This window comes from Variovorax sp. Soil_C_39 (assembly GCF_057656815.1).
On record NZ_JBDGJQ010000007.1, the window covers coordinates 24,124 to 42,159 of the forward strand.

38 protein-coding genes are annotated in these 18,036 nt (G+C 67.0%); 16 read left to right on the top strand and 22 right to left on the bottom strand.

The features are described 5' to 3' along the window. Positions 1-14 precede the first annotated feature (14 nt). The 22 genes from AC3A6J_RS18370 to AC3A6J_RS18475 all read right to left on the bottom strand — a co-directional run bounded on the left by AC3A6J_RS18370 (position 15) and on the right by AC3A6J_RS18475 (position 10,285). Positions 15-1,469 (bottom strand): terminase, encoded by a 1,455-nt coding sequence (locus tag AC3A6J_RS18370; RefSeq protein WP_487861412.1) that lies wholly within the window; start codon positions 1,467-1,469, stop codon positions 15-17. Continuing rightward, positions 1,466-1,687: a hypothetical protein gene (locus AC3A6J_RS18375; RefSeq protein WP_487861413.1), complete on the bottom strand. Its 222-nt coding sequence runs from the start codon at positions 1,685-1,687 to the stop codon at positions 1,466-1,468. The genes AC3A6J_RS18370 and AC3A6J_RS18375 overlap by 4 nt, the downstream gene beginning before the upstream one ends. Next, positions 1,684-2,100 carry a terminase small subunit gene (locus AC3A6J_RS18380; RefSeq protein WP_487861414.1) on the bottom strand — a complete coding sequence of 139 codons (417 nt, stop codon included), beginning with the start codon at positions 2,098-2,100 and terminating at the stop codon, positions 1,684-1,686. Before AC3A6J_RS18380 ends, AC3A6J_RS18375 begins: the two co-directional genes overlap by 4 nt. Further along, a complete protein-coding gene (locus tag AC3A6J_RS18385; RefSeq protein ID WP_487861415.1) occupies positions 2,097-2,396 on the bottom strand; it encodes a hypothetical protein in 300 nt (99 codons plus the stop codon). Before AC3A6J_RS18385 ends, AC3A6J_RS18380 begins: the two co-directional genes overlap by 4 nt. Beyond that, positions 2,393-2,542 carry a hypothetical protein gene (locus AC3A6J_RS18390; protein WP_487861416.1) on the bottom strand — a complete coding sequence of 50 codons (150 nt, stop codon included), beginning with the start codon at positions 2,540-2,542 and terminating at the stop codon, positions 2,393-2,395. The genes AC3A6J_RS18385 and AC3A6J_RS18390 overlap by 4 nt, the downstream gene beginning before the upstream one ends. Continuing rightward, the gene (locus AC3A6J_RS18395) at positions 2,539-2,739 is read right to left on the bottom strand and encodes a hypothetical protein (protein WP_487861417.1); all 201 of its coding nucleotides are present in this window, start codon (positions 2,737-2,739) and stop codon (positions 2,539-2,541) included. The genes AC3A6J_RS18390 and AC3A6J_RS18395 overlap by 4 nt, the downstream gene beginning before the upstream one ends. Then, complete coding sequence (locus AC3A6J_RS18400) at positions 2,736-2,930, bottom strand: hypothetical protein (protein ID WP_487861418.1); 195 nt, start codon at positions 2,928-2,930, stop codon at positions 2,736-2,738. The genes AC3A6J_RS18395 and AC3A6J_RS18400 overlap by 4 nt, the downstream gene beginning before the upstream one ends. Further along, positions 2,927-3,151, bottom strand: a complete 225-nt coding sequence (locus tag AC3A6J_RS18405; protein ID WP_487861419.1) for a hypothetical protein — start codon at positions 3,149-3,151, stop codon at positions 2,927-2,929. The genes AC3A6J_RS18400 and AC3A6J_RS18405 overlap by 4 nt, the downstream gene beginning before the upstream one ends. Next, positions 3,148-3,357 carry a hypothetical protein gene (locus AC3A6J_RS18410; RefSeq protein ID WP_487861420.1) on the bottom strand — a complete coding sequence of 70 codons (210 nt, stop codon included), beginning with the start codon at positions 3,355-3,357 and terminating at the stop codon, positions 3,148-3,150. The genes AC3A6J_RS18405 and AC3A6J_RS18410 overlap by 4 nt, the downstream gene beginning before the upstream one ends. After that, complete coding sequence (locus AC3A6J_RS18415) at positions 3,354-3,557, bottom strand: hypothetical protein (protein WP_487861421.1); 204 nt, start codon at positions 3,555-3,557, stop codon at positions 3,354-3,356. The genes AC3A6J_RS18410 and AC3A6J_RS18415 overlap by 4 nt, the downstream gene beginning before the upstream one ends. Continuing rightward, positions 3,554-4,114, bottom strand: coding sequence for a hypothetical protein (locus AC3A6J_RS18420; RefSeq protein ID WP_487861422.1), 561 nt, complete (start codon positions 4,112-4,114; stop codon positions 3,554-3,556). The genes AC3A6J_RS18415 and AC3A6J_RS18420 overlap by 4 nt, the downstream gene beginning before the upstream one ends. Next, complete coding sequence (locus tag AC3A6J_RS18425) at positions 4,111-4,737, bottom strand: hypothetical protein (protein ID WP_487861423.1); 627 nt, start codon at positions 4,735-4,737, stop codon at positions 4,111-4,113. The genes AC3A6J_RS18420 and AC3A6J_RS18425 overlap by 4 nt, the downstream gene beginning before the upstream one ends. Further along, positions 4,734-4,982: a hypothetical protein gene (locus AC3A6J_RS18430; protein ID WP_487861424.1), complete on the bottom strand. Its 249-nt coding sequence runs from the start codon at positions 4,980-4,982 to the stop codon at positions 4,734-4,736. The genes AC3A6J_RS18425 and AC3A6J_RS18430 overlap by 4 nt, the downstream gene beginning before the upstream one ends. After that, the gene (locus tag AC3A6J_RS18435) at positions 4,979-5,452 is read right to left on the bottom strand and encodes a hypothetical protein (RefSeq protein WP_487861425.1); all 474 of its coding nucleotides are present in this window, start codon (positions 5,450-5,452) and stop codon (positions 4,979-4,981) included. The genes AC3A6J_RS18430 and AC3A6J_RS18435 overlap by 4 nt, the downstream gene beginning before the upstream one ends. Further along, positions 5,427-6,470 (bottom strand): hypothetical protein, encoded by a 1,044-nt coding sequence (locus AC3A6J_RS18440; RefSeq protein ID WP_487861426.1) that lies wholly within the window; start codon positions 6,468-6,470, stop codon positions 5,427-5,429. The genes AC3A6J_RS18435 and AC3A6J_RS18440 overlap by 26 nt, the downstream gene beginning before the upstream one ends. Beyond that, positions 6,467-7,036 carry a hypothetical protein gene (locus tag AC3A6J_RS18445; protein ID WP_487861427.1) on the bottom strand — a complete coding sequence of 190 codons (570 nt, stop codon included), beginning with the start codon at positions 7,034-7,036 and terminating at the stop codon, positions 6,467-6,469. Before AC3A6J_RS18445 ends, AC3A6J_RS18440 begins: the two co-directional genes overlap by 4 nt. Next, entirely contained in the window at positions 7,033-7,998 is a 966-nt protein-coding gene (locus AC3A6J_RS18450; RefSeq protein WP_487861428.1) for a phosphoadenosine phosphosulfate reductase domain-containing protein, read from the bottom strand. Before AC3A6J_RS18450 ends, AC3A6J_RS18445 begins: the two co-directional genes overlap by 4 nt. Further along, positions 7,995-8,741, bottom strand: coding sequence for a deazapurine DNA modification protein DpdA family protein (locus AC3A6J_RS18455; RefSeq protein WP_487861429.1), 747 nt, complete (start codon positions 8,739-8,741; stop codon positions 7,995-7,997). Before AC3A6J_RS18455 ends, AC3A6J_RS18450 begins: the two co-directional genes overlap by 4 nt. A gap of 105 nt (positions 8,742-8,846) precedes the next feature. Continuing rightward, the gene (locus AC3A6J_RS18460) at positions 8,847-9,158 is read right to left on the bottom strand and encodes a hypothetical protein (RefSeq protein WP_487861430.1); all 312 of its coding nucleotides are present in this window, start codon (positions 9,156-9,158) and stop codon (positions 8,847-8,849) included. Further along, entirely contained in the window at positions 9,155-9,502 is a 348-nt protein-coding gene (locus tag AC3A6J_RS18465) for a hypothetical protein (protein ID WP_487861431.1), read from the bottom strand. Before AC3A6J_RS18465 ends, AC3A6J_RS18460 begins: the two co-directional genes overlap by 4 nt. 324 nt (positions 9,503-9,826) lie before the next feature. After that, positions 9,827-9,979, bottom strand: a complete 153-nt coding sequence (locus AC3A6J_RS18470) for a hypothetical protein (RefSeq protein WP_487861432.1) — start codon at positions 9,977-9,979, stop codon at positions 9,827-9,829. A 3-nt stretch (positions 9,980-9,982) separates the two neighbouring features. Further along, a complete protein-coding gene (locus AC3A6J_RS18475; RefSeq protein WP_487861433.1) occupies positions 9,983-10,285 on the bottom strand; it encodes a YdaS family helix-turn-helix protein in 303 nt (100 codons plus the stop codon). Positions 10,286-10,356: 71 nt separating this feature from the next. Here AC3A6J_RS18475 and AC3A6J_RS18480 point away from each other — a divergent pair, with 71 nt between their 5' ends. From AC3A6J_RS18480 to AC3A6J_RS18555, 16 genes are all read left to right on the top strand, one after another. Continuing rightward, positions 10,357-10,818 carry a helix-turn-helix domain-containing protein gene (locus AC3A6J_RS18480; protein WP_487861434.1) on the top strand — a complete coding sequence of 154 codons (462 nt, stop codon included), beginning with the start codon at positions 10,357-10,359 and terminating at the stop codon, positions 10,816-10,818. A 148-nt stretch (positions 10,819-10,966) separates the two neighbouring features. Further along, entirely contained in the window at positions 10,967-11,323 is a 357-nt protein-coding gene (locus AC3A6J_RS18485; RefSeq protein WP_487861435.1) for a hypothetical protein, read from the top strand. Between the two features lie 64 nt (positions 11,324-11,387). After that, positions 11,388-11,675: a hypothetical protein gene (locus AC3A6J_RS18490; RefSeq protein WP_487861436.1), complete on the top strand. Its 288-nt coding sequence runs from the start codon at positions 11,388-11,390 to the stop codon at positions 11,673-11,675. A gap of 191 nt (positions 11,676-11,866) precedes the next feature. Next, on the top strand, positions 11,867-12,244 hold the full coding sequence (locus AC3A6J_RS18495; RefSeq protein ID WP_487861437.1) for a hypothetical protein: 378 nt from the start codon (positions 11,867-11,869) through the stop codon (positions 12,242-12,244). 138 nt (positions 12,245-12,382) lie between these two features. Continuing rightward, the gene (locus AC3A6J_RS18500; protein WP_487861438.1) at positions 12,383-12,736 is read left to right on the top strand and encodes a hypothetical protein; all 354 of its coding nucleotides are present in this window, start codon (positions 12,383-12,385) and stop codon (positions 12,734-12,736) included. Between the two features lie 88 nt (positions 12,737-12,824). Further along, positions 12,825-13,001 (top strand): hypothetical protein, encoded by a 177-nt coding sequence (locus tag AC3A6J_RS18505; protein WP_487861439.1) that lies wholly within the window; start codon positions 12,825-12,827, stop codon positions 12,999-13,001. Next, entirely contained in the window at positions 12,998-13,174 is a 177-nt protein-coding gene (locus AC3A6J_RS18510) for a hypothetical protein (protein WP_487861440.1), read from the top strand. Before AC3A6J_RS18505 ends, AC3A6J_RS18510 begins: the two co-directional genes overlap by 4 nt. 2 nt (positions 13,175-13,176) lie before the next feature. Continuing rightward, complete coding sequence (locus tag AC3A6J_RS18515; protein WP_487861441.1) at positions 13,177-14,049, top strand: PD-(D/E)XK nuclease-like domain-containing protein; 873 nt, start codon at positions 13,177-13,179, stop codon at positions 14,047-14,049. A gap of 3 nt (positions 14,050-14,052) precedes the next feature. Continuing rightward, positions 14,053-15,018 carry a recombinase RecT gene (locus AC3A6J_RS18520; protein ID WP_487861442.1) on the top strand — a complete coding sequence of 322 codons (966 nt, stop codon included), beginning with the start codon at positions 14,053-14,055 and terminating at the stop codon, positions 15,016-15,018. A gap of 106 nt (positions 15,019-15,124) precedes the next feature. Then, entirely contained in the window at positions 15,125-15,655 is a 531-nt protein-coding gene (locus tag AC3A6J_RS18525; protein WP_487861443.1) for a hypothetical protein, read from the top strand. 59 nt (positions 15,656-15,714) lie between these two features. Further along, positions 15,715-15,972 (top strand): hypothetical protein, encoded by a 258-nt coding sequence (locus AC3A6J_RS18530; protein WP_487861444.1) that lies wholly within the window; start codon positions 15,715-15,717, stop codon positions 15,970-15,972. Next, positions 15,969-16,886, top strand: coding sequence for a hypothetical protein (locus tag AC3A6J_RS18535; protein WP_487861445.1), 918 nt, complete (start codon positions 15,969-15,971; stop codon positions 16,884-16,886). The genes AC3A6J_RS18530 and AC3A6J_RS18535 overlap by 4 nt, the downstream gene beginning before the upstream one ends. Further along, a complete protein-coding gene (locus AC3A6J_RS18540; protein ID WP_487861446.1) occupies positions 16,883-17,131 on the top strand; it encodes a hypothetical protein in 249 nt (82 codons plus the stop codon). Before AC3A6J_RS18535 ends, AC3A6J_RS18540 begins: the two co-directional genes overlap by 4 nt. Further along, the gene (locus AC3A6J_RS18545; protein WP_487861447.1) at positions 17,124-17,459 is read left to right on the top strand and encodes a hypothetical protein; all 336 of its coding nucleotides are present in this window, start codon (positions 17,124-17,126) and stop codon (positions 17,457-17,459) included. The genes AC3A6J_RS18540 and AC3A6J_RS18545 overlap by 8 nt, the downstream gene beginning before the upstream one ends. Then, positions 17,456-17,815, top strand: coding sequence for a hypothetical protein (locus AC3A6J_RS18550; RefSeq protein ID WP_487861448.1), 360 nt, complete (start codon positions 17,456-17,458; stop codon positions 17,813-17,815). Before AC3A6J_RS18545 ends, AC3A6J_RS18550 begins: the two co-directional genes overlap by 4 nt. After that, positions 17,812-18,036 (top strand): hypothetical protein, encoded by a 225-nt coding sequence (locus AC3A6J_RS18555; protein WP_487861449.1) that lies wholly within the window; start codon positions 17,812-17,814, stop codon positions 18,034-18,036. Before AC3A6J_RS18550 ends, AC3A6J_RS18555 begins: the two co-directional genes overlap by 4 nt.

An 18,036-nucleotide genomic window follows, 5' to 3' on the forward strand; every position in this document is an offset into this window, starting at 1 on the left:
GCCGACCCGGAGGGTCAGCGACGCTTGAAATTGAGCGGATCGTAGGAACGGGCGGGCGGCCTATGTACCCCCCGCGGGCTGACCGGATAGGCGAAAGACAGCGCCAGGCCGTCGCCGCGGCCGGGTGACGGCAGGCCCCGGGCCTTCATGTCCTTCTTCGATTCGAGCTGGATCTTGCCGTCCGCCCGGAAGACCAGCTCGGGCCCGATCAGGTCCTGATACAGCACGTCGTCGGCGGGGTCGATCGCGCCGCCGGCCTTGAGCCACTGCCGCGCGCCATTCCACATCTCGGCACGCTTGTTGGCGCAGCCCGGGTCGGCCGACTCGCCGGCGAAGTAGACCAGCTGCCAGTTGCGGCCCATGGTCTTGCCACCGCTGTAGATGCCGGTGCCGTAGCCGGCGTCGATGAACACGGCGTCGGCGCCGAGCTCGTCTTCCCACCGCGCCAGCTTGGCCGCGATCACCATGTCGTTGTCGTTCTTCGGGATCGCCTCCAGCACCTTGAAGTACAGCCCTTGGCGCATGCTGATCGTCAGCTCGTCGTCTCCCTCCCACGCCGGATCGCAGGTCAGGATCTTGGGCGCGAACTTGTACTGGCTCTCGTCGAGGTGGCGCCCGCGCGCGGCGTCGACGTCGTCGGTGCTGATGAACTGCTTAGCCGACTGGGCGGGGAAGATGCCGCGGATGCGCACCTTCACGATGTCGCTGTCCTCGCCGTAGTTCTTCACCATGGCGTCGAGCACTTCCTTGTTGGTGCCCTCGACCGTGCGGCTGTCGATGTGCCGGGTGCGCCAGCGGGCGCGATCACGGCGGAAGCACTCGCGGAAGCGGCCGGTGTTCCGGGTTGGGTTGCCGAACACGATCCAGATGATCTCGGTGTTGGCGTCGGTCAGCACGCCCTCGGCGACCTCCCACACCTTATCGTCGATGGCCGAGGCTTCGTCCATGATCATGATGATCCGGCTGCCCTCGTTGTGCAGGCCGGCGAAGGCCTCGGTGTTCTGCTTGCTCCACGGGGTCGCATCGAGCCGCCACGACTTCTCGGCATCCGTGTCCGCGCTGTAGACCGACGTCGCCGTGGGCCTCCACCAATGCGCGTTCTCGGCCATGCGGAACCACTTGCCGATCTCAGGCATGGTCTTCGTCTTGAGCTGGCCATCGGTGTTGGCGGTCACGACGATGCGGGTATCGGGGCAGGTGCTCAACCCCCACTCGCAGATCATCGCGATCAGCGCCGACTTGCCGATGCCGTGGCCGGACGCGATCGCCACGAGGTAGGGGGTGTGCCGCGTCTCGGGGTTGGCCAGGTGCTCGCCCAGGCTCTGCAGTTCCTCGCGCTGCCACTCGCGCGGGCCCGGGTGCCGCTCGAGCGCGCTGCCCTTCTCTCCCCACGGAAACGACACCTCGACGTAGCCGAGCGGGTCGTGCTGGTACCGCAGCACCTCGTCGATGTCTTCGTCGATGTTCACTGCAGGATGGTCGGGTCGGCTGCGTTGATCACATCCGCCAGCAGCGCCAGTTGCACCGCGACGCGGCCCGGCTGCCCGTGTTGGCCGAGCCAGCGCGCGAAGTCGCCCTTCGCGATGGCGATCAACGCCTGGTCGCCCGGGCTCATCGCCTCGATGTGGCGCTCCCACTCATCCAGTTTCGCCAGCGCGCGATCGGCGTGCGTCGTCTCGGTGCTCATGTCGTTCCTTTGGTTTTGCGTTGGCGCATGCGCTCTTTCAGGCCGCGCAGCGTGACGTCTACTTGCATCTTGTCGATCAGGAAGCCGGCCACTTTGGCTTTGCCCATGGTCGCCTGGTTGGCCGCGGCCGGCTGCTTCTCGCTCAGCGCCAGGTCGCGGTTCTCGTCGAGCTCGGCCATGATGTCGTCGATCTTGAGATCGTGGCGCTTGCGGATCTTCTCGCGCAGCTGCTCGATGCGGCGGCGGATGTGCGGCTCCTTGAGGAGCTTCGACGCGGCGGCCCGCACCGAAGCGCGAGTCGTGCCGGGCCGCACGTCGTAGGCGAGCTGGTAGGCGTCCGGGCCTTCACCGGTCCCGCCCAGCTCGATGTAGTGCTGGCAGAAGGCCTCCTGCTTGAGGGTGAGTTTCTTCATGCTTTCACGACCCTGTTGACGGGAACGCCCCGCGTGCGGCCGCGGCAGATGGACCGCACCGTGTCGTAGGGGATCTCGAAGGTGTTGGCGAGCCAGGTGTAGCCCTTGCCCTGCTCGTGCAGCTCGAGCATCAGGTCGACCTCGTGGTCGGTCAGCACCGCCTTGGGATGCGACTCGCCGCGGCGGTTGCCCGACTCGGCATAGAGGATGAAGCGCCGGCGCGCGATGCGGGCCTCGGCGCGCATCTGCGGCGTGATCTGGATGAAGCCAGCGGCTTGGGTGCGTTTGTCTGTCATGGTCGAACCTCCACGATGCGCAGCACGCGGCTGCCGATGGTCACGGGCTGGCCGGCGCGCACGAACAGCGGGTTCGGCTCCCAGTCGATGACGACGGTGACGAGGCGCCAATTGCCTCGGCCTGGGGGGCGGCACAGGAGGGTCAAAGCTTGGCCTCCGTGAATTCGGGGTGGCTCGTGCCGTAGATGACGAGGTTCATGAACCGCTCGGTGTGCTGCCCCTCCCTCTTGCGCCAGGCATCACGCACGCGGCGTGTCGCCAGCACCTGCATGCCCATGAACTTCACCATCACGAGCCGTGGCGGGAAGGCGTACCGGAGCCGGCGGCGCGTGCGCATGTTCACAGCAGCGCTCCCTTCGACACGACGGCCGCAACGAACTTCCCGAGCCGGCACACGTTGCCGCCGCTGGTGGTGTGCGCCGCGCGCAGCTGCTCGGGCCGCGCCTGGCACTGGCCGTAGCCGTGCTGGGCGAGCGGGCCCGTGAGGCGCCAGTGAACGCAGGAACGGCAGTTTGCGATCTGGTGCAAGTTCATGCCGCGGCCCCGTTTTTCAACGCGGCCACGACTGCGGCGACGCATTCGCTGCAGGCGACGAGGCGCCCCTGCTGGCGACCGTTCTCTGCGGCGTGATCGATGCCTTGGAAGTGAAACTCCATGCCGACGTACTGGCCGCACCAGCTTTCGGTTTTCAGATCGACGTGGTCGTGCGCGATGCACACGACGTGTTCCGGGCGGGTTAGGTCGTCCATCGTCATGGCGCGTTCCCGGTCACGCCGCACGCGCCGAACAGCAGTGCGCCGCCCTTCCCCGATTCCTTCCCCGCGGCGCTTACAACGAGCATGGCGCACTTCCCGGGCACCGGGCCGAGGTCGACCATCTCCACGTCGATGAAGCCGCGCGCGCCGGCTACGACCGCGAAGACGGCCAGGAGTGGCCAGACGGGCCTAAAGCTGAACTTCATTTTCTCTCCTCGGGAAATAGAAGCCGAACCACTCCGAACGCCATCACCGCGACTCCACCGACGCCGATCGCGAATGCAGTAATGAAGGCGGGGGGTACGCGCCAATCACCACGGCTGAGCGAATCCATTACCCACGGCCCGATCCATAGGGCGCTCAGCGCCATCAGCGCGCCGGCGCCGATGATGTAGATCGCCTTCACGCCACCGCTCCCAGCAGGTCGCCCTGCACCACCTGCGCACCCAGCGGAGGCGGCGCGCCCACATGCCTGCAGCGACCGTAGTGCGCGATCAGCAGCGCCTCGGCCCGCCCGTCGTCCTTCACGCGCCGCAGGTCCGGCTCCAGCCCGTGGTAGAGCCGCGTCGCCATCGCGCGCGCGGCGTTCTTGTCGCTGTCGAGCGCGTAGTAGCGCTTCCACGCGATCGGGTACACCGGCACCACCTGCATGCGCAAGATCGCGAGCGTGGCGCAGATGCCGCCGAACAGCTCCATCATGGCGCCCTGCGACTGCATGCCGTTGCGTCTGCCGGTCGTGCCCTGCTCGGCGCGGGCGTGCAGCTGCTCGAGGTAGACGACCGCGTCCTCGTCGGCCGGGCAGTGCTTGCGCAGCAGCATGGCGAGCTGGTAGGCGTCGAGCTTGTTGCGCAGCTTCTCGCCGACGCGGACCGCCTTCACGGGCATGTCGAAGACGCTGGCGGTGCGGTCGCCGATGAAGGCGACGCCCCCGGTGACGCCGCTGTCGATTCCAACGAGGATCATGCGAATACTCCTTCGGCGCGTACTGCGGTGCGCACCATGCTGATTGCGAACGGGGGCACCGACGCATGCCGCGCGCCGAAGTCGAAGACGCTGGTGGCCGGGCGCGCGGCACGCTCAGTGCGCTCCTTCGCGCGGATGGCGTTGGCGCGACCCTGCGTGATGCCGAGCGCGAGGGCCACCTCGGCGCCGCTCTGCGGGCTCTCGATCAACCACTGCTTGAGCTCGGGCGTGAGCTTCCATGTCGACCGGCGCCCTTCCCGGTTCGCCTGCGTCTTCGCCGTGCTCACGGCCTTGCCCGAGCGCGCCAGGTGCAGGCCCCACGCCTTGCGCGTGCCGGCGATCACGTGGCCTGGCGCCACGCAGTCGTAGCTGTCGCAGCGCCGGTAGCAGACCCATCCGCCGCGCAGCGCTCGGCCCGGGTGCGCGAGCAACCAGGTGGCGCGCGTCGCCGTCACGTGCCCGATGCCGAACACCCAGAGCACATGCCGCTGGTCCTTGGGCAGCGCGCGGCCGCGCGCGGTGCGCAGGTGCCAGCACCCCGATTCCTCGTCGACCACGCACCGCTGGCGCAGGTCTTCGAGCGTGGCGATGCCGTCCAGCCGCGCGCCCTTGACGTGGCTCATGCAGCACCGCCTTCCGAATGAACCGATGTCAGCATCCGCTCACCTGCCAAGACGTAGGGTTGTTGAAGGGCCGGGCCGGCCGCGATCAGGCCCACGCGCACGCCGTAGGCGATCTCGGAGCGGCTGAGCGCCGTCTCGCCGGGCTCGGGTTCGCGCACCGCCTCGAGGCTGAGCGCCTGGCGGTTGCGGTGGGCGAAGGCGCTGGCAGCGGCGCGCCGCAGCTGGGCGCGGGATTGGGCTTTCATGGCTGGGTCTCCTCGGTGGTGTTGGCCTCGCGCAGCGCGTCGCGGGCCATGGCCAGGGCGGTGGGCGTGGCGATGTGCTGCCGGGTTTCGTGGCGGTGGATCAGGTCGCGAGCCCACTGGCGCGGGTCGCGTTGGCGCTGGGTCAGGGCGGGCCGCAGGGCGGCGATGAGGCGGTCGCGCGTCTCCCGGGCCGCGGGTTTCGGCGCGTCCAGCCGCTGCAGGTCGGGCTGAATGTCGGGGCCGCCCTTGGCGATGCGCAGGAAGTCCCCGACGTGGGGCGGCCGATCGGGAAGGTGGTTCAGCGCGTGCTCGATGAGCGCCGGGTGCCGTTCGTAGCCGTCCAGTTCGTCGGCCCAATCGGCCTTCACGACCGCGAGATCGAGGCCTTCCCAGCGCATGTCGAAGTCGCGGCCGTACCGCAGTTTCAGCTTCGAAAAAATGTATTCAACCCAGTCGGCGGGGAGTGACATCGGACACCTCGGCTTCGATGGTTTCGGGACGGTTGGGCGCGCTCGGCGGGCGGGCCGCGATGCTCGGGAAGTCGCGCTGCGCACGCTCGCGCATCGAGCGCTGGTAGGGGGTTTCGCCGCTGGGCTGCGGGCGTGTGCTGGCTGCGGGCAGCGCGCCCACCTTCGCGGCATCGCGTCGGCGTCCGGCGGCGGTGCGCAGGGCGTACACGAAGCCCTTGCCGCTGGCCGCGGCGTCGGCTGCGGCCGAGGCGAGTTCGCCGACCGTGATGCCGGCCTCGAGCAGCGCCAGCAGCTCGGGGTGCCCGGGGTTGGCATCCGCCATGCCGGCGCGCTTCATGGCCTTGCAGGCTTCGCCGGCCGAGGGTTTCCCCGGATCGGGGTCGGGGCCTCGCGCGTCCGTGCGCGGGGCGGTCGCTGTATTAATCCCTTCTCTTCTCTTCTCTTCTCTTGCGATCGGGGGGCGATGCTTTTCGACATCGGGGGGCGATCCCCCCGCGTTATCGGGGGGCGATTCGGGGGGCGATCCCGCCACGATCTTTGCGACGGCCTTTTTCTTGAACACCTTGGATTGCGGCGCGAGGTTGCGCAGGCACTGCAGCGCGAACAGGATTTGCCCGTGCGTGGTGGCCGTGTCGACCTCAATACCCCAGCGCGAGGCGTTGCCGATGGAGCCTGAAAAGCTGTTGACCAACTTCTCGACCCAGGCCTCGAGCGCCTTTTCGGCCACCACGGGGTGATAGAGGCGGCCGTCGGTGCACAGGACCCAGCCGCGCAGCGCCTGCGGCTTGACGCGCTTCCAGTTCGCGACCTGGGCCAGGTGGCCGAGCATGCGGTCGTTGTCGGGGAGGCTCGCGGCCGGCACCTGATGCCAGCTCTGCAGCCAGAGCGCCATGGCTGCGGCGCGCTCGTCGCCCTTGCCCAGCACCCATGTCTCGGAGGTAAGCAGGCGCTGCACGTCGACCGGGAGATAGGGGAAGTCGCGCAGGTCGCACTCGGCGGGAACGAGGGGTTCGGTCATGCCGTCACCGTCCTTTCGCAGCGGCGCGCGAGCTCGACGAGCCACACGGCCAGCGGCAGCGGGGTCGCTTCCCGCTCCGTTTTCGTGACGATCTTTAGGGTGCGTGGCACGCCGCGCTGCGGCTTGATGACGCCCGTGGGCTCGCCGGCAGGCGGTAGCTCGGGCAGGTCATCGGGGTGCACGCCCACGATGTAGAGCCACGTCAGCTTCTCGGCCTTGTGGCCCCAGTCGCATTGCCGGATCTGCGCCGTCCAGCCGCCGAAGCGATCGGGCGAGCGCCCGGGCAGCGGCAGGCCACAGCGCGCCCACAGGGTGGACTCGGCCGGGTGCTCGAGTACGCCACCATTGGCCTGCACCGCCTGCACCGCCTGCACCGCGAGCAGCAGCTCTTCCTCGGTCGCGTGCGAGAACTGGCGCAGCTTGCCCCAGCCGCGGCACGGCGGGTGCGCGACAACGGGGCAGCCGCCCTGCCAAGTGCGCGCGTCTCGGTCTTCGTCGTAGACGTCGCAGCCCGGCAGTGTCTTGTAGATGCTGTCCCGCCGTGCGAAGAGGATGGCGATAGTCATTCGCAGAGTCCATATGCCGAGCTGCAGGCAGTCGGCTCTTCAAGTTGAGCGAGCAGGTCACGCTGCCGGCCGCCGCGCGTGGTGCGCGCCCAGTCGACGATGTGCTCGATGGTTGAGGCTTGGCCGCTGTGCCCCTGCGTCCCCATGTGAAAGAACGAGACCGGGCTCCTGGGTCGGGTGACCTCTGAGACGAGGCGCTCCCACTCAGCGATGCGCTCGACATGCTCGGGAAAGCGATCGGCAATCGCCCGTAGCTCGGCTTTGCTGCAGTTGATGCAGGGCATGCAGCCCACGCGGCTCATGCCTTGGGTGTAGAGCGGGTTCGGCTGGATACCCGCAGCCCGATGCGCATCGAACACGTCGGCGACGTTCCAGCGCAGGATGGGCCTGTTGATGAAGAGGCCGCCGCCGACCACCTCGAAGGGCAGCGCACGGGCACGGCTCGGCGACTCGTCGGCACGCACGCCCTGCCAGCTCCAAACCGCCGAGCCAGTCTCGATGATGGCCATCGCGAACTCAGTGAGCGGGTTGCGCTTGAGGTACTCGGTGCAGAACTGGCGCTTGCGGCTGGGGAAGCCCCCCCGCACGAGGCAGAGGTCTAGGAAGGGGTTGCCCGTGGGGTGCAGCAGCTCCAGTGCACGCGCCGCGGCGCCCGGCGTCCAGTGGTACATGAACTTGCGCTTGCCGTAGACGGCCTCCTCGGGCTCTCCGGCGGCCAGGCGTGTCAGGTTGGCGCGCTTTGTCGCGAACTCGTCGGTGAAGTCCGCTTTCACCACCTCAACGGCTTTGCCGGTGGCGCGCGGCAGGTAGTCGAGCGCGTACTCGACGGTGCTCTCGTGCTCGTTGCCCGTGTCGGCGAACACCGCGCGCACGTTCTCGTGCCCGTGCAGCTCGAGCGCCATCAACAGCGTGGCGGTGCTGTCCTTGCCGCCGGAGACGGAAACCACGTGCATCACCGTCATGCCGAGACCTCCAGCGCAAGCATGTGCTGCACGGGGCGGCTCTCGATCGCGGCAGTCCACCGTGCGGCTTCGCGCCAGTCGTTCGCGTTGCGGCCCTGCTTGCGAGCTGCAAAGCTCCAGGCCATCGAGTCGGCGGAATGCAGCATCGATCGCACGAAGGGGTGCGCGAGCGCCGTCGTCTTGAGGCCGAAGCCGTGCAGCAGCAGGTCGGGGCGCGCTTGCTTGACCACCATCAGCACGGCCGCGACCTGATCCGGCGAGCCGTTCCGCTTGCAGACCGAGCCAACGCCGACCCATGCCCCGTGCTGCAGCCGCTCGCCGTACATCGCGATGTGGCGCACGTAGTCGGCCGGATCGAACCCCTGCAGCACCGGCAGGATGTAGACGCCGGCCGTGTCTTCGGCACGCAGCGCGTCGTAGCGCTCGACGGTCAGGCGCTGATGCTCCTCGACCGACAAGCCTGTGATCTTGATGATGAACGGCTCGCACATGAAGTCCTGGGCGGCCGCGGCCAGCAGCCGCCCGGAGCCGTTCGTGGCCCAGCGCCGGATCTCGGCCGCATAGCTTGCGACGTCGTGCCGGTAGCCGCCATGACGCGAAACCTCGGTGAAGGCGCCGCTGTCCATGATCCAGTCCCCCACGTTCATCGCAGCCTTGCGCGAGCGCAGCCGGTTCACGCTCACGAAAGCGCCGTCGAAGTGGCGCGCGTCGCTGGGCTGGTGCAGGCCGGTGAAGAACCTCATGCCGTGTCCCGCCCTACGCCTGCAGCCGCCCGTGCCGCTGCTCGTGCGCCGCGATCAGCGCGCGCGCCGCGGCCAGCTCGGCCGAGACCTTGTGCCGCAGGTTCATTATTCGTTTGGTTCATGGGGTTGGGTTTCCTGTGTGTCGCGAACCGAGACGTCACAGCCAAGCTGGTGGGCGATCCACTGCAGCGGCGCGATGCTCTTCGTCTCGCGCATGTACGAGACCAGGCGCGCTGCCCACTGGGCACCGACGTGCCGCATGAACTTGCTCATGTAGCCGTCGCTGATGCCCACGCGCTGCGCGATCTGGCTGTCGGTGTGCTGGCTGTGCCGGGCGGCCTCGCTCATGCACTGCGTGAAGGTCGACCGGTCGATTGCGTCACGCGAGAGCCGCTGGATTGGCTGATGGAAGTTCATGCCAGAGCCTTGAGCGCTTGCATCTCTTCGACCGAGGTCAGCTTTGCGTTGCCGGCGATCCACTGCGAGATCGCCGTGTTGCCGCACACCCACTCGAATCCACGGATGCCCCAGCCCGGCAGGTCGCGCTCGCGCTTGCTCTGCTCCAGATAGGTCGTGACGTGAGGGGCGTAGAGCCCGGCTTCGCTGGCGAGAAACGCCTTCGTCATGTTCCGCGCGCGGCGCATGTCCCAGCACAGGCGCACGGCCTCGCGGTAGGAGGTGCATTTCGCGACGAGACGCGGATCAACGACGCTGGGCGCGTCCAACCTGCAAAGCAGGCCCTTTAGCTGCAACTGTTCCATTGGTGCCTCAATAGAAAAATCAAAACGGATTACCTGTTGAATGACCCGTTGGCACGGGTCAAAACTAAAGGCATGTCGAATCCAAAAAACATGCCCTTTCTGACGTGCCCATCCACCCTTGCCGGTGCCTTGGGAGGCACCCCGCTGACACGCAGCGCGGATGGGGGGCACGTCAGAAAAAACACGTGGGCTCATGTGCATGACCTGGCCTTAGAGGCTGTCGCCGACCTGCTCGAGCACGCCGCACGCGGTGAGCACCATGACGAGCGCGAAGCACGCGACGATCGCGGCCATGGCGAGAAGGCAGAGAACGGTGGCCATCGCCTATTCGTCCCCGCGCTGCTCGAGCGCGTCTTCGTCGAAGGGGTCGACCAGCTGCGCGAGGGCCCAGCCGGCCAGGACGATCAGCACGCCGAGGGCGAAGGCGACGAGCACAAACTGCTCGGCGTCGGAAAAGGCATTCCAGAGGTCGGCCATGGGTCAGGCACCCTGCTCGGCCGCATTCGCGGCTGGGTCCGGCGCCTGCTCTTCGGCCAGCTCGGGCCAGATGCCGGCCCAGTCGTCCGGGCGCAGGTGCTTGCGCCCCACTTCGCCCTGGGTCAGCCGCTCGATCGCCACGCAATACACGGCGTCGATGAGCGTGCCCCGGGTCTTCCAGTTGCTGACGACGCTTTGCCCGACGCCCAGGGCGCCGGCCAGTTTGGTGATGCCGCCGCACATCTCGGCAGCCCGGGAAAGAGCTGCGACGTGCGGCGAAACGGTGGTGGCTTGTGACTGGTCCATCACGCAATTATCACCGCAGTGATAATAAAAGCAACACCCTAGTGATTCACCCTAGTGATGAAATCGCTGGCATGGAAGATGTACCGGCGCGCCTCAAGCGTTTGCGCAAGGCCGCTGGGCTGACGCAGACGGCGCTGGCGCGCGCGGCAGGCGTTGCTCAGAGCACGATCGGCAACATCGAGTCCGGCACCCGCGGCTACGGCGAGAGCCTGGTCAACATCGCCAGGACGCTGGGCGTCCCCCCTGAATACCTGCGCTGCGAGGCCGACAGCTACGCGAAACTCGACGCCGCCCTGCCCGTCACGGGTGAAGCACGCGCCGGCGCCGCATCGTCCCGCCCCGCCATCACCGAAGACCTTCTGCGCGCGCTCGGCGAGGCACTCGAGAAGACCACGCCTGAGAACCGGGAGAGTGCGGAGGCGATGCTCAAAGCCTTCATCGCGAACCCAAGCGCGAACGTTGACGTGGTGCCCCTTATCGCGAAGCGCTTATTGGGGGAGTCCCCGCTCCGCACCGGCACGGACAACCGGTGAAGCCCGACCAGGTTGTGCCGTCGGCGCGAATTTATCAATTCGTCCCCAAAGTGTTAACCAATGTTTCTAAAATGGAGTTCGGGAAGACCCGCGCTGCAGCCGCTCCAACCCCGATTTCTGACCGAACTAGACACCCGAGAGGCCGTACATGAAAACAGTTCTCATCGTTGCAGCGCTCGCGCTCGTCGGGTGCGCGGCCCCGGCCGACCGGATCACTGCTCCGTTCAATGATCTGGATGAGCACACCCGATACAGCATCAGTGAGAAGCCGGACGGGTTCCTCGTCGCCATCGCATACACGCGCTACCAGTTCCTCCCCAACAGCGGCCCGGTGACGCTCGACTGCCGCAAGCGCCTGCTCGCCACCGCGCAGGACACCGCGAGCAAGCGTGGCCGCCCGGTGCAGGAATTCGACGAGGAGCGTATCCAGCTGGGGGTGTCGCGCAACATCCTGACCGGCTCGAGCACCTGCCTGGCATCGCTGCCGGTGGTGTGGGTCAGGTAAAAGCCACCGCGGCATCCGGCTTCAATCCGGCTTCAGCCAATTAATTAGAAATTAGAGAGCAAAAATGGCGACTGTAAAAGGCGGGACTTTTGAGGACACGAAAGTCATAGTAGACGACAACGAATATATTGGAACGACCTTCCGAAATGCCACGGTGGTCTATCAAGGCCTCGGCCCAGTAACGTTCGACAGTTGCATCTTCGAAGGCTGTCAGTTCGCTTTTGATGGCCCCGCTGCCAACACGATGAAGTTCCTAAAGGTCTTCTATCACAGTGATGTTGCCGGAAAGGCCATCGTGGAAGCCACGTTCGACAACATCAGAAACGCCACCAGCCAAAGGCCACCACAATGACGAGGCCCGGCTTCTCGTTTGACGATGAAGAAATACGAGGCGCTCCAAGTTTCGACGCTGGCAGCGTTATCCGGAAAGCCATCATTAGCTCAAAGGGCGCGAGCCCCCTCGGGATCATGGCAATCGAGCCGAAGACTAGAATTGCTGCTCCCGCCCCTCAACGTCCGTCAGAAAGCAACGATCAGATGTCCATGACGCGCGAGGAAATGATGGCCCACTTGGACGCGCAGCAATCGCGCACCGAGGCAATCCTGGCCCGGCAGAACGCCGAGTCGGAAAGTCGCCTAGCCAAATTCGAGGCCCGCGTCGAGGGTGCGCTCGACCAGCTCAAGATGGACCGCCACGAGCAAAAGCAGGATATGAAGTCCACCAGGGCCGCCGTCTGGTCCGCGATGCTCGCAATCCTTCTTGCTTTGGTCGCCACCGTGTTTTCGGTCGCCAGCCTGAACTCCAGCGTTGTCGGCAATGTCGTGACCGCGTTCCAAGCAGGGCAGTCGCAGCCCGCGGCGAAGGCCAACGACAGCGGTGTTAGCGCCCCACCGGCCAGCTCCGCATCTCAGCCGCGCTGAGCCCACGCCCCTCCCACCGGCCCGCACTACGCGGGCTTTTTTTCGCCCAGTCGATCACACGCGAGAGATTAAATCACTCAAGTGTTGACTTGATAAATCACTAGAGTGATACTGTCGTCTCCAAAACAGGAGATGGACATGCAAACAGCAACCCAGAAGCTCTACCGCCGCGACTTCCGCCCTCTGCCGGCCCTGGTGCCCGATCTGGCTGTCGAACTCGCCGAGGTCAAGGGCTGGAAGGTCGGCCGCAACTTCTTCCCCGCGCCGGCCGACAAGACCTCGGACGTCGGCGACCGTGAATACGCCGTGCGCTGCGACGAGATCCGCACGCGGCAGTGGCGCGACCTCGACGCCTCGACCGTGGGCGACATCGCGCACGACGAGCGGCTCGCGGAGGCGCTGCGCGCGGGCGCCTCGCCGGCGGTGCTCGGGACTGTGCTGCTCGGGCTGGTGAACGAGCGCATCGAGGCCATCGTGCGGAGCAACGCGTGAGCGCCGCCGTTGAAGCCATGGCCGCCTACGCACTGGCCGCGGCCATTTCCCTGGGCCTGGCCCTGGTGTTGGATGCGTGGTGGTTCGCATGATCTTCGCGCCCACCAACCCCCAAAAGATCGCGGCGCAGCAGCTCTACGAAGCGCAGCGGATGCAGCTCGAGCACCGCGCCGCGGCCGAGTACCACGACACGATGGCCCGCATGTACGAGACGCGCATCGCGCGTCTCTCGGCTGCCGAGCCCATGGCGAAGGACAAGCCGTGAACCAGCACCACCCCGACGGCGCCTGGATGTGCTCGGCGCACGGCATGGACGACGAGCCGGCGCCGAAGCGCCGCGCGCCGATCTCGATCTTCACGCTGCTGGCGATCGTCTTCGGCGGCCCCTACGTCCTCGCGCTCGTCGTCTGGGCGCTGCACACCTACCTGAAAGGCTGACCATGGGTGCCATCGAAACCGACCTGCTGCCGTGTGAAGCCGCGGCCGAGCGGACCACCACCGGACTGCGCTTCGGACTGGACATCGAGGCCTACCACGGCGGCCCGGGCGTCTCGAAGTCGGGCCTCGACAACATCGAGCGTTCGCCGGCCATCTTCCACGCCCTGCACCTCGACCCACGCCGCCCGGCGCCGACGGCGAAGACCGGCCAGCTCGAAGGCGCGCTCGCGCACTGCGCGGTGTTGGAGCCCGACGAGTTCGCGCGGCGCTACATCGTGGGCCCGGCCGTGAACCGGAACACCAAGGTCTGGAAAGAATTCGTCGAGGCCACCGCGCTCACGGCGATCCAGCCCGATCAGTTCGAAGCCGCCATGCGCCAGGCTGAGAGCGTGCGCGCGCTGCCAGAGGTGTGCGAGGCCCTGCAGCGCGGCCACGCCGAGACCTCGGCCTACTGGATCGACCCGGCCACCGGCGAGCTTTGCCGCTGCCGCCCCGACTGGACGCACGAGCCGAACGACACCGCGGCCATCCTGCTCGACCTCAAGACCTGCGGCGACGCCAGCCCGGGCGAGTTCGCGCGCCAGATCGCGCGGAAGCGCTACCACGTGCAGGACGCCTTCTACAGCGACGGCTACGCCGCGGCCGCGCGCCGCGAGGTGCTCGCGTTCATATTCGTCGCGGTCGAGTCGCAGTGGCCCTATGCGGCCTCGGCCGTGATGCTCGACGACGCCAGCCGCGAAGCCGGCCGCGCCGCCTACCGCCGAAACCTGGCGACCTATTCCGAGTGCCGCAAGGCCAACCACTGGCCGGGATTCAGCTCGGCCATCGAGATCGTCAACCTGCCCGCATGGGCGCTCAACCAAGAAAAGGCATAGACCATGGCATCGACAACCCTCTCCGACGTGCGCGAAGGCAAGAAGCCGCAGAACCCCGTCGCAGCGTTCTCCGGCTTCCTCGACAAGCTCAAGCCGCAGCTCGCGATGGCGCTGCCGAAGCACATGAATGCCGACCGCATGGCGCGCCTGGCGCTGACCGCGTTCAGCACCACGCCGGCGCTGCAGCAGTGCACGCCGCAGAGCATCGCCGGCTGCATCATGACGGCCGCGCAGCTGGGCCTCGAGCCCGGCATCGGCGGCCAGGGCTACCTGATCCCCTACAAGACCACGTGCACCTTCGTGCCCGGCTGGAAGGGCCTCGTCGACCTCGTCTCGCGCAGCGGCCGCGCCACGGTGTGGACCGGCGCCGTCTTCGAGGGCGACGAGTTCGACTATCAGCTCGGCGACGCACCGTTCTGCCGCCACCGGCCCGGCGACAACGAAGGCAAGTTCACGCACGTCTACGCGATCGGCCGCGTGAAGGATGCGCAGATGCCCGTGATCGAGGTGTGGAGCCGCGGCAAGGTCGACAAGCACCTCAAGCAATACAACAAGGTCGGCGAGCGCCACTACGCGAAGGCCAGCGAAAACAACTTCGAGATGTACGCGCGCAAGGTGGCGCTGCTGCAGGTGCTCAAGTACATGCCGTCGAGCATCGAACTGCACAACGCCATGGAGGTGTCGCACGCCGCCGAGGAAGGCCGCGGCGCGATCATCGAAGGCGACTTCGTGACCGTGCAGGAGCACCAGGCGGCCGACGTCGACCAGAACACCGGCGAGATCCGCGGCCGCGGCGAGCGTGACCCTGCCGACGCGAATCCGCAGCTCACCTACGCGCAGTTGGCCGACCAGATCGCCAAGGCCACGAGCCGCGACACCGCCGACCTCGTGCTCGACACGTCGCGCCACCTGCCGGCCGATCAGCAGGCAGAGCTCGCGCAGCTGATCGACGCGAAGTTCGCGGCCTGACACCAGTTTCGGGCGAGCCTGGCCGGCTTCCATCCTCCTCCCCTCCCTTCCGGCCAGCGGCGCGAGCCAGCCCTTTTTCTTTTCTCAACCACTGGAGCCCTGACCCATGTCCTTCGAAATCGAATCCTTCGCCAAGTTCAAGATCACCGACGTGGTCGTCCTCTCGCAGAAGAACCGCGAGCCCAGCGACAACCCGGGCGCCGCGCTGCAGTTCTTGGGCACCGTGTCGAACGACATGCTCACCATGTTCGACGGCTCGCTGCGCAGCTTCCTCTACACGAAGTCGGCCGCCAGCAACGACGCCGACCAGGGGCGCCTCGATGTCGACATGAACGACATGCCGAACTGCACGCGCGCCGGGCAGAAGCTCGGGAAGCTGCACTGGGCCGACGAGCTCACCGGCTACGCGCTGGAGATCGACCACGGCATGGGCGGAAAGTCGAACCTGCAGCTCGAAGACTGCGAAATCTCGGGCTTCGAGTTCACCGCGAAGGAAGGCGGCTCGGTGATCCTGGGCTTCAAGCTCGAATCGCAGAACGTCTCCGAGAAGGTCTTCGGCAAGCTGGCCACGCTGAAGAACCGCGAGGTGCAGATCACGCTGCTCGCGCCCCAGGTCGAGCAGCCGCCGATCGACTGATGCCGTTCCCACCCGAGGGCGTCAGCACGACGCCCTGCCCCCTTCACGAGGTCGAGACCATGAACACCGCCCAACTCACTCCCCGCGCGCTCGATGTGATCGCTGATTCCGACGAATGCACCGCTCCCATCTTCCGCGATCCGGCTGTGCAGGAGAACTATCGCGATGCCTACGAAGGCGCTCGTGAGGACCTTCTCGATTGGAAGCGCCGCGCACTTGTCGCTGAAGCACTGGTCCGCAAGTTCATGCGCGAAGTGAACGGCCCAACTTTCATGGGCGAGCCTTCCGTCGCTGCCTCTACCGGAGAGCCAGCATGAGCAGTGCAACCCTCTACGAGCACGACGACGGCCGCTATGCGGTCGCCCCGGGCCAGGAGTCGCCCGACTTCACCCGCGGCGATCCGGCGTGGCACCGCGTCGGGCCTGTCGATGTCTGGTCTCTCTCCACCCCTCCCGCTGTGGTGCCAGCAGTGCCGAGCGATGCGGTAGCGATCATCGACCAATGGATGCACGTCCCGACGATGAAACTTCGCGCGGGCGAGATGACAGCGCAGGAAGTCAGAGCGGTTATCGGGGTACTCGGCGCAGTCAAGGCGGAAATCAACCGCTCCATCCCTCCCGCAGCTACACCGGCCGCCCCAAGTGAGGCCCGCACGGTCATCGGCTACACATGGACGCAGGCCGATGGAAAGCATCGCTCGGTGGGCGCGGCCCCGCACCCCACGAACGCACATAACGTCGAGCCGATCTACTACCCGTCCGCCCTCGCCCAGCCCGCTCCCGTGGCAGCGCCTGCGCCCATCGACATGGTGCTGTACTGCCCGAAGTGCGGCCTGCAGCACGTCGATGCTCCAAGCCCGACCGATGGGCAGAACCTCAAGATGTGGAGCAACCCGCCCCACCGCTCACACCTGTGCCGGCCCGAGGATGGCGGCTGCGGCCATATCTGGCGCCCCGCGGACGTACCCACGAACGGTGTTCACGCCGCGAAGACCACGGGCAAGGCCGACAGCCCCATCGCAGCGCCTGCGCCAGCTTCGGAAGCGGTGGCGTGGGAGTGCCGCAAGCGAGTGCCGAACAACCCCAAATGGAGCGAGTGGACGTCTTGCTCTGAAAGCGACCATGCAGCCATCCAAGCCAAGGCATTGCACTGGGGCATGGTGTACCAATCTCGCGCCCTCTACCTGGCCGCGCCCCCGCAGGCTGGAGCGGGGAAGGATGGGGCCCAATGAGCGCGCAATCGATCGTTTGGCGCATAGGCGGCAAGTACAACTGGAAGAACCAACCAGAGCGGCTTGTCTACCTTGGCCGTAACTGGAGCGGCAACGGCTTCTGGCATCAGTTCGCCAAGGTCGACGACCCGGGCGCGATCTGGTGCGAAGTTCTCGACGCAGACCTCGTGTGCTTCGAGGAAAGCGAGTCGGCCGCCATCGCCCAGGCTGGAGCGGGCAATCAGGGGGAGGTGGGGAATGGCTAAGGCACTGGGCTGCAACTACGAGGCGCCGACCTTCGGCGCTCACTACCCGGACGGCACCTGCATCGACGGCTTCATGTGGGACTTGGATTCCTGCGACGAGCCGGGCGGTGCTCTGTACTCGGGCGGCGACATTCCTTGCCCGTGGTGCAACGCGGCCGAGCACATCGAGTGGATGGATGAGCCCATCAGCGGCAATGCCCGCCAGCGTCGCGCGAGGCGTCGGGCACTCGTCGCGAAGCTCCGGGCGTGGGCCGAGGATCGGTCTTCGTTTCCGCCTGCTCGCCCGGCCTCGCAGCCTGTCGATAGCGTACAGGGAGGCGAGGGATGAAAGAAGCGCACGACCACAAGCGCGTCACACCCGCGGGCCGCGCCGCTGGCGAGCAACTGGTGCGCCTCACCGAACCCGTGATCGCCAAGCTGGCGGCCGAGGGCGACGACGACGAGCTCTGCAGATCCTGCGCCTTCCGCGCTGGCACGGTGCCGAACGGCTGTCCGCAGACGCTCGCCGACGTCATCAAGTGCGTTGTCGAGCAGAAGCCTTTCTACTGCCACGTCCACAAGAACGCCCGCGGCGAGGCTCGCATCTGCCATGGCTGGTTCGCTGCGCGCTGGGCAATCGGCGACAAGCCGCCCGGCGTTGTGCCTTGGGAGTTCTCGCCGCCGGACGAGGAGCTAGCGCCGTGACCACCGCCACCTTCAACCGCCAGGCCGGCGCCATCGCGCGCGCCATGGCCGCCGTGCGGGCCCAGCACTGCCAGCCGCCCACCTTCCGGCCCGCGGCGCCCGTGCGCGGCAGCATGCGATGTGCCGCGTGCGGCGGCCTTCTGAATTTCACAGCCTCCGCTGTCGACGGCCGGACCTCCGGCCGCTGCTCGAGCGCGGGGTGCATCCGTTGGAGCGAATGA